Origin of the sequence: Sporosalibacterium faouarense (genome assembly GCF_016765695.1) — a bacterium.
GTDB lineage: Bacteria > Bacillota > Clostridia > Tissierellales > VENL01 > Sporosalibacterium > Sporosalibacterium faouarense.
On the sequence record NZ_JAETGO010000006.1, the window covers coordinates 1 to 8,268 of the forward strand.

Annotated in this window: 9 protein-coding genes; all 9 read right to left on the reverse strand. The window is 31.4% G+C overall.

The genetic code is table 11. The features are described 5' to 3' along the window. Positions 1-230 precede the first annotated feature (230 nt). Positions 231-974, reverse strand: a complete 744-nt coding sequence (locus tag JMO20_RS00650) for an HNH endonuclease family protein (protein WP_202707218.1) — start codon at positions 972-974, stop codon at positions 231-233. Between the two features lie 254 nt (positions 975-1,228). Then, the gene (locus JMO20_RS00655) at positions 1,229-1,789 is read right to left on the reverse strand and encodes a hypothetical protein (RefSeq protein WP_202707219.1); all 561 of its coding nucleotides are present in this window, start codon (positions 1,787-1,789) and stop codon (positions 1,229-1,231) included. A 312-nt stretch (positions 1,790-2,101) separates the two neighbouring features. Beyond that, positions 2,102-2,596 (reverse strand): hypothetical protein, encoded by a 495-nt coding sequence (locus JMO20_RS00660; protein ID WP_202707220.1) that lies wholly within the window; start codon positions 2,594-2,596, stop codon positions 2,102-2,104. A 259-nt stretch (positions 2,597-2,855) separates the two neighbouring features. Next, positions 2,856-3,374, reverse strand: coding sequence for a hypothetical protein (locus JMO20_RS00665; protein WP_202707221.1), 519 nt, complete (start codon positions 3,372-3,374; stop codon positions 2,856-2,858). A gap of 287 nt (positions 3,375-3,661) precedes the next feature. Next, positions 3,662-4,468, reverse strand: a complete 807-nt coding sequence (locus JMO20_RS00670) for an ion channel (protein ID WP_202707222.1) — start codon at positions 4,466-4,468, stop codon at positions 3,662-3,664. Between the two features lie 184 nt (positions 4,469-4,652). Beyond that, positions 4,653-5,387, reverse strand: a complete 735-nt coding sequence (locus tag JMO20_RS00675; protein ID WP_202707223.1) for a hypothetical protein — start codon at positions 5,385-5,387, stop codon at positions 4,653-4,655. A 153-nt stretch (positions 5,388-5,540) separates the two neighbouring features. Further along, positions 5,541-6,062 (reverse strand): GNAT family N-acetyltransferase, encoded by a 522-nt coding sequence (locus JMO20_RS00680; protein WP_202707224.1) that lies wholly within the window; start codon positions 6,060-6,062, stop codon positions 5,541-5,543. Between the two features lie 188 nt (positions 6,063-6,250). Beyond that, the gene (locus JMO20_RS00685; protein WP_202707225.1) at positions 6,251-6,970 is read right to left on the reverse strand and encodes a zinc dependent phospholipase C family protein; all 720 of its coding nucleotides are present in this window, start codon (positions 6,968-6,970) and stop codon (positions 6,251-6,253) included. Positions 6,971-7,181: 211 nt separating this feature from the next. Further along, the gene (locus JMO20_RS00690; RefSeq protein ID WP_202707226.1) at positions 7,182-8,162 is read right to left on the reverse strand and encodes a site-specific integrase; all 981 of its coding nucleotides are present in this window, start codon (positions 8,160-8,162) and stop codon (positions 7,182-7,184) included. Positions 8,163-8,268 lie beyond the last annotated feature (106 nt).

Below are 8,268 nucleotides of genomic sequence, written 5' to 3' on the forward strand. Positions count from 1 at the left end.
AAAAACATATTTTTCCCAAAATTGATCTCTTCGTCTTGTTATAGTTATTCTGTCATATAACGTCTCCGTGTTTGCGACACCTTTGAACTGGACCCCAAAGGAATACCTCTTAGTGGAACTTCGTTCCCAGTGAAAAGGCGTGGTGCTCATTTCCCTAAACATCTTTTTCCCTAGAGCACCCTTGCGCAAAAATTTTGTTATGTGGAGTAGTCGTGCTCAAGAGCCAAACTTTAACTATTACGAGTTTTACTATAGAGTTCTTTATCTGGAGAAATTCGTTCTATCCAAATTTTCTGACTTGAAAGATTCATATACCATTCACCATCAATCTGGATCATTGGGCTATTATAGTCTTCTGAGTTTGGCTTACAAAAAACTGGTTCTTTGTATTTAATATCGATATATCCTAATCGTGCAAATGGAATCTTTCCTTTAGTATCAAGTTCATTAATGATGGTTAAGGAATCATAAAGGACTTGTGATGAATCATCTGCATATAGTAAAAATAGACTTGCAATTGGTATAGTTTTATTATCAAGTACAATATACGATTCCTTATTAAACCCAATTGTAATTTGATATAATCCTGTTTCAAAATCTTTAAAAAAGTTCAAAGCAAAATTCCTTCTACATTTAGGTCTCTTTTTATCATAGCTATGAGCCTTTGTTAAGTTTTCATCTGCTGGTATAAAATGCAGATTAGTTATTTCGCAATTATTCCCATCATTATCAATATGGTCAACTACAAAGCCTTTTTCAGTAAATTCTTTTAAGACCTTTTTTCCATACCAGTGTTCCATAACATATCTATGAAAATACATATTTAGTTTACTACAAAATAAGTACTCTCCATTCACATGCCACCTAGTACTTTTAATCTTATTCCATAGACTCTTTTCATAATTGGTATATGCATACACATTTTTTTCCTTAATATGTATAATGATTTTTCCATTTTCCTTCTTCAATATCATATTAATCATCCCTATAAAAATTATTTTCTAGCCCAATAGAACTACCCATATAACGACTATTTCACCTAACGTCTCCGTGTTTGCGACACCTTCGAACTGGCCCCTAAAGGAATACCCCTTGAAGGAACTTCGTTCCCAGTGAGAAGGTGTGTTGCACATCGCCCCAAAGCTCGTCCCTAGTGCACCCTTGCACAAACATTTTGTTATGTGATGTTCACCTCTAGCTTCGAAGCACAACATACATAGCCATCTCTTTAATCTTCCCAATAGAACAAGGCATCAAATACTTTATATGAACCTTGATTTAAAACTGTGGGAATTTTAACTTCAAAATTAAGTCTTTTTTTAACATATTTTTTTTCTAAGCATACAATACTATATTTGTTCAAGATATTTTTCATTTGATACATTTCATTATTCCAATTTCCTTTAGGCAACTCTCCAATATTATTATAGTTAAGAAAATCTCTACTACCACCTGTTCTATGTTTAGTTACTCTACTATGACCCCAAACTGCTACTGGGGCAAACTTACTAATATAAAGCGTTATTCCATCAATCCATAATGTTTTATCTTTTTTAAAACTAGAAGATCCATCTCTTTTATATAAAAAACAGTCAACATATGATGCGAAACCACTACCATATGAACTGAAATCTGCATCACAACAAAGTAATTTAGATGCTTCAAACACTGAAGCAATTTCTTTTATATAATAAACAATTTGTTTTATAGTACCATCTTTATATGGATAAAAATTCCCAACTGTTTTTCTATTAACTATAAATTTTAGCTCATCATCAGTAAACTGCATATAGTTTCTCCTTCCTTACATATTTAAAATTATTCACTTCAAAGTGAATTACAAAAGAGGTGAATGTCACATAACGTTTTCGTGTTTGCGACACCTTCGAACTGTACCTCAAAGGAATACCTCTTGGTGGAGCTTTGCTCCCAGTGAGAAGGTGTGGTGCACTTTGCCCCAAAGATTTGCCCGAGTGCACCCTTGTGCAAAAACAATGTTATATGATGGACTATCCCAAGAAATAAACCAAAAATTTCCTAAAAATATTGAATCCTTTATTTGAAATAACTACCATTAATTAACATTTATTTCGATAATAAATTAATTACCCCTAAGATCAAAATAAGTAGGATACCCTCCATCATAAATAATAACAACGTAATAACCAGAATAATCATCTATATTCTTCAAGGATTCAAAATAAACATCTTGATGTTCCAAGTGCTCAGTTTTTAACATGTATCCATTTGCATGAATAATATCCAATCTCACATTATATCTTCCACTTTTTCTTGCTGTGTTGAATTCTTGTACTTTGTAATGTTTATCTAATTCTTCTAATGATAGTTCTGATTCAATAAGAATACAAGCGAAAAAGTCCATTCCATTCCCGTTTCCATTTAATTTTCCACATACTGCATCTTTATCAACCAAATTTGTTTTTCTAGGTAATGAGTCCTTATTTAATTGTTTTGCAAAATTATTTAGTGATATATTATTTATAATTGGTGAAACAAAAAATAAAGATATAATTATTACTAAAATTATAACCGGCATAATAACTAATCCTACTACTAATTTCTTTATAATAATCACTCCCTAGCTTAAAAAGTAATATATTATTTCTAAAAAACCATTCTCAAAATTCTTATTAAATATAAGTCTGTCATATAACGTCTTCGTGTTTGTGACGTCTCTAAGCTGGACCTCAAAGGAATCCTCCTTGGTGGAGCTTGTCTCCCAGCGAAGAGGTGTGGCGCTCATTACCCTAAGTTTTCTTGAATCCAGCCCTAGAGCGCCCTTGTGCAAACATTTTGTTATGTGCCGTCCTTTTGCTACTATCTTTCTATAACAACTAACTTTCAAAACCATTGAATTGAAATACCTGCTTTTTTTCTAATCCCAATAGTTTATAGTAAATTACAATTTTTTCATAATCATCCTTGAAATCCTCATTCTTTTTCTTTGCTTTTAAAACTAAAGTAAATTCCTTAGGTTCTAATTTTAAATTCTTAGGTTCTAAATAATTGATTACTTTTTTTTCAACAAATTCCTTGTATGATTCATCATCTAATACTCCTGTATGGTTTGAAGTATCAATATAGACTTTTACATTAATTGTTTCATCATTTTCATTTAAAATTGTTCCATCTTCCTTACATAACTCAATCTTTGTTATTTTAGGCTTTAAAACACCATTCCATTGCATTGCATAACCAAAATAATAATTTTTATGAACTACAAAACGTCCTTTCTGCATTTCAGTTAGGCTTAACATATCAAATTCGCTAGAAATAACTACATATAAATAGCTGGACAATAATGCTAAGCAAACTAAGATCATGAAAAGGTTTTTCTTTTTATTGCCGATCATGACTCCACCCCATTTTTCAAATCACTCTTGCATCTTCCTACCTAATTTCGTATCCTAGTAAACCATTACTAAAATAACTTACATTTTAACTATTTCTCTCATCTCTCCATTCCTTTTTACAAAGGATGGCATATAACGTCTTCGTGTTTGCGACATCTTTGAACTGGACCCTATAGCAATACCTAAAAGTGGAGCTTGGCTCCCAGTGAAAAGGTGTGGTGCACAGTTCTCAAAAGTTTATCCCTAGTGCACCTTTACGCAAAAACTTTGTTATACGAAGTAATAGCTCAATAAATAAAACTCTCAATTTCCTTACTTTTTATAAAATCATAAAATAAAGCTCCAAATACTGCGAATAGACTTATATTCAACATATGCGAGAGTATCATATGAATTATTGTGACAAACCTAAACAACTCGCCTTTCGGTGATATATCACCATACCCAATAGTAAAGTGTGTAGTTGCGCTAAAGTAAAGATAACCATTTCTATTTAATCTTCTTAAGTTGCCACCTATATTAGATAATCCATCTATATTAGTGGTTTCAATCCTAATACCATTATTAGAATAAAGACCTATTTCATGTTTACTATCTTTGTAAAAGTAATTAATTCCATTATACATTCCTGCAAATGATAGTAATATAATACAAGTTAATAGAATAGGATAGATAATTCCAATTATAATTCTCAGTGTATAAAGCATGTCCTTAAATACACTTAAAATTTTTATTACACTACCTTTCCACCCTATATATTGGTTAACATGCTCTACTTTTTTACCAAAATTAAAAATTCTAATTAAAATCACAAATATCTGTATGGTTGCAATAATTAGCAAAACTGTTGTTGTAACTATTAAAAACACTACTTCATTTTCTCCATGTATATTTGAATTAATGCTTGTTATTAAAGCTGTTAAAAGAATTAGAATATTTATCATTAGTGCAGGAACAATATTTTTTACAAAGCAGCTGCGTATAATACAATACACTAGTAAAACACCAAATATAAGTGAAGAAATTTTACTCAACAGAGGAATCAATAAAATTATAATCATCATATCTAATCCTTCTTCGAAAAATGTTTTCATGGTTGCCTCTCTTTCTCAATTATTTCGTATAACGTCTTCGTGTTCCAGACGTTTCTGAGTCGGACCCCATAAGAATACCCCCCTAGCGGTGCTTGCACCCGACAAAGGAATGTGGTGCGATGGCTTGACCCCAAAAAACTCCTACAACACCCTTGCTGGAACATTTTGTTAGATGATGTGACATCTACACCTTATCAAAGAGACCTTTCTCTTTTAACTCTGTTTCTATTATAGAGAAAACACTATTACTCACACTAATACTCTTCAGATATTTAATAAAGTTATTTTCTATTTGAATTAATGATTCCCCAAATACACTTCTAACACAAACACTAAAATCGTCATTTATATTTGAATATAATTTTTTATAAGATTCTATACCAAAAGTTGAGATAAGATATTCAGTAAATGCTCCACTTACTGGGTATGTAACAGCATAAGAGTATTTATGAAAGCTAGAATTGTCCATTAAATCTTCAAGTTTTGGTAATCTTCTATTTTGAAAAAAGTACAGCGTCCATGCAAAGTTAGACACTCCCCACCAAGTTTTATCAAAGTACATTGCTAATCCTTGTCGTATAAAATTTATAGGTGGTCTTGATAAGCTATTGTATGAAATCACATGTGCATCTTCATGATAACCTATACACTTAATATTTCTGTTATAAACTGCATAAATTTCATTAGGCATCTTTGTAAAACCATTGCATGGTTCATTGTCACCATACATTTCTCCTACTTCTTCTGGAGAATTGCAGAGAAAGTACTTTAATTTTATTTTGGGTTTTTCACCCATCACTTGACATATATAATCATAACAATTTTCTTGTATCTCTATAACTTTATCTATATCCTTTTCAGCATAGGAATTTTCATGATAATAAAAAATATAATTTTCTGATCCTTTTGACTTCCACATATTAATCCCCCTTGATACTATTTCGATCTTAATTTAGTCATGTCTTCTAACGTTTCTGGGCTTTGCGACGTGTAAACTACCTTCCCTATCAACATTCTTTACCATGTTGTAAAGCCCATGTTATAAGACGTAGCGATGCCACTAACTCTTAAACTACAACCTATTTAGAATATCACCTACGTTATCAAACCCATATCCGACCTTCTTAAGAGTTTTTCCGTCAATTTTAATATCATCTTCAATTACCTTTTTTCCTCCTAAATGCTCATAAAACTTATATGACTGATTATCTTTTAGAACCCAAACTATCATTGAGCTTGTCCTATTATTTTTCATCTTCTCTATTACCTTCTCAATCATTTGTCTTCCTATACCTTTTCTCTGATATTCTTCAAGAATGTATATTCCATATAATTGATTTTCATAATTGTGCTTTTTATCTTTATCAGGACCAAATGATGCGAATCCAATTACTTCCTTACCCTCATTTAAACTTACTATGACTTTATTGTTTTTATCTTGAAAGAATCTTTCCCAACTTTTCTTACCTTTTTCAAATGATAACCCTTGTAAATAATCATCTGATAATATTTCTTTATATGTACTTTTCCATGAACCTATGTGTACTCTTGTAATCCCTTCTATATCTGAAATTATACCTTCTCTTATTTCCATAGAAAAATCCTCCCCTTAGTTTAAACCTATTGTATGAACAGCTATGTCTTATAACGTCTTCGTGTTTGCGACTCCTTCGAGCTGGACCTCAAAGGAATACCCAATAGTGGAGCTTCGCTCCCAGTGAGAAGGTGTGGTGCACATTACCCTAAAGACAGTCCCTAGTGCACCCCTGCTCAAACACCTTGTTATAAGATGTTTTTCCCCTTAGCTTTTAAGGAATACTCTGATAATCTTGTCCATATTTTCTCATTGATGAGATTACTTGTGTCCCTTACAAAATCATTCATTTCATGAGTTGTTAAATACCTTCCTGTTGGATTAAGCTCGTCTCTCTTTGTTCTGTAGAAATTTTGAATGTACTTAATCTGTGAAGTAAATGCTCCTTTTGGAAAATAATCAATATAATCTTTAACACCTTGAATGCTAGTGAACTTTTTATCAAATACATTATCTTTTTCTGATTGAATATATTCACAATCAATTCCATACCAATCTCGTTTTACTTCCCAAATAAAACTCGTATCACTTTTAAATCGCTGCTTATACTCCAAGTCATTTTCTTTCTTCAACCTATGCATTTTTGACCACTGAATATCAGTTAACAAATGAGTATAATACCCAATCAAAAAAGAAAACTTTCTATCATCTATAATATTCAATTGATCTTTTATGTATTTGTTATAGAATAGTTCTGCTTGTATTTTACTTCCATCTATTTTTCTGCCTGATTCTTCATTATCTCTAAGCCAGTGAGTTGTTTTTTTAGGTGGTTCAAAACTTGACCAATCCTCATTTGGAACACCACAATCTGGTCCAATATTTCCTGCCAAAAACTCTCTTTCTGAAAACTCGTATGTCTTATGCAAATTTTCTGCAATACGCAAATGAGTAACCCATGTAGCCATTACGACACTCCTTTCAAAACCCTAAAAATTTCCCCTAATCTAAGTAAGGATAAAATGTCTTATAACGTCTCCGTGTTTGCGACACCTTCGAACTGGACCTCAAAGGAATGCCCCTGAGTGGAACTTCGTTCCCAGTGAGAAGGTGTGGTGCACATCACTCCAAAGCCTGCCCCCAGTGCACCCTTGCGCAAAAACCTTGTTAGCTGATCGTTTAATTTATTACCGTTTTATATGGGTGTTCTCCATAAAAGTAATCTATTATTTCACTTTCTGTTTCTTCTATATTATCTAAATAAAATTTTAAAGTAGATATATCAATGCCAATACTAGAACTAATAAACTCTAATGATTTACCTGAATTTATTAATTTCTTTATTAAAGTATGTCTAATGTTTTTTAAAGACAGTTTTTTATTTGAGAAGCTACTTTTCTTTTTTATAGAATTTATTCTATATTGTAAGGAATTGTACTGAAGCATTTTTAGTGTTTTTGTTTTACCATATGTGGTTAGAAATAAATTTCCACCAGTAGGTATATCATCTTTTCCAATAGCATCTGCAATTATTCTATGATAGTTTATAATATCGTTACATAAAGAATCATATAATTTAAACTTACGTACATTAGGATGCCTAAAATAGATCTCTTTTGTCTCCAATACAATATAATTGTCATCATCAGTTACATCTGATGTTTTCTTATATACTTTTAATGAATGTACCTCGCTTAATGTACACCCTGTATAAAACATAATTTTAAAAAGTATCATATTGCTTATTTTTATTCTCATGTTCTTTTCTAAATCTATAATGTCGAACAATTCCGATATCTCTGAATCCGAAAAAACCTCGTATTCCATTTTTCTTATTCTTTCTATTTTTACTTTATCGTACTCCATAACTTTATTATCATTCTGTTCTTTTAAGAAAGTAAAGAAGCCTTTAAGATATGAATGGTAATTATTAATTGTTACCAAAGAAGTGCCTTTTTCGATTTCTGTATCAAAGAACTCTTCTATGCTGTTATGCTTCACAGAATTAATAGACTTTTCTCTTTCATTTAAGAATTTAATAAGTTTTTTTGCAGTTGAAATCCTATTATCAGCAGATGATTTGGCAGTATAGTAGTTTTTGCAATAAACTTTAAATCTTTTTAAACTATTATTATTCATATACGTTATATCTTTATTCATACAATTCACCCTTTCTAATTAATAGAAGTAGTTAAATGTCAGCTAACGTCTTGGTGTTTGCGACGCCTTCGAACTGGACCCTCAAGGAATACCCCTTAGTGGAGCT

Bases quoted from the DNA above. Each gene is read 5' to 3' on its own strand.
- JMO20_RS00685 (WP_202707225.1), bottom strand. From the start codon at position 6,970: ATGGCTACATGGGTTACTCATTTGCGTATTGCAGAAAATTTGCATAAG.
- JMO20_RS00665 (WP_202707221.1), bottom strand. From the start codon at position 3,374: ATGATCGGCAATAAAAAGAAAAACCTTTTCATGATCTTAGTTTGCTTA.
- JMO20_RS00670 (WP_202707222.1), bottom strand. From the start codon at position 4,468: ATGAAAACATTTTTCGAAGAAGGATTAGATATGATGATTATAATTTTA.
- JMO20_RS00655 (WP_202707219.1), bottom strand. From the start codon at position 1,789: ATGCAGTTTACTGATGATGAGCTAAAATTTATAGTTAATAGAAAAACA.
- JMO20_RS00650 (WP_202707218.1), bottom strand. From the start codon at position 974: ATGATATTGAAGAAGGAAAATGGAAAAATCATTATACATATTAAGGAA.
- JMO20_RS00690 (WP_202707226.1), bottom strand. From the start codon at position 8,162: ATGAATAAAGATATAACGTATATGAATAATAATAGTTTAAAAAGATTT.
- JMO20_RS00680 (WP_202707224.1), bottom strand. From the start codon at position 6,062: ATGGAAATAAGAGAAGGTATAATTTCAGATATAGAAGGGATTACAAGA.
- JMO20_RS00675 (WP_202707223.1), bottom strand. From the start codon at position 5,387: ATGTGGAAGTCAAAAGGATCAGAAAATTATATTTTTTATTATCATGAA.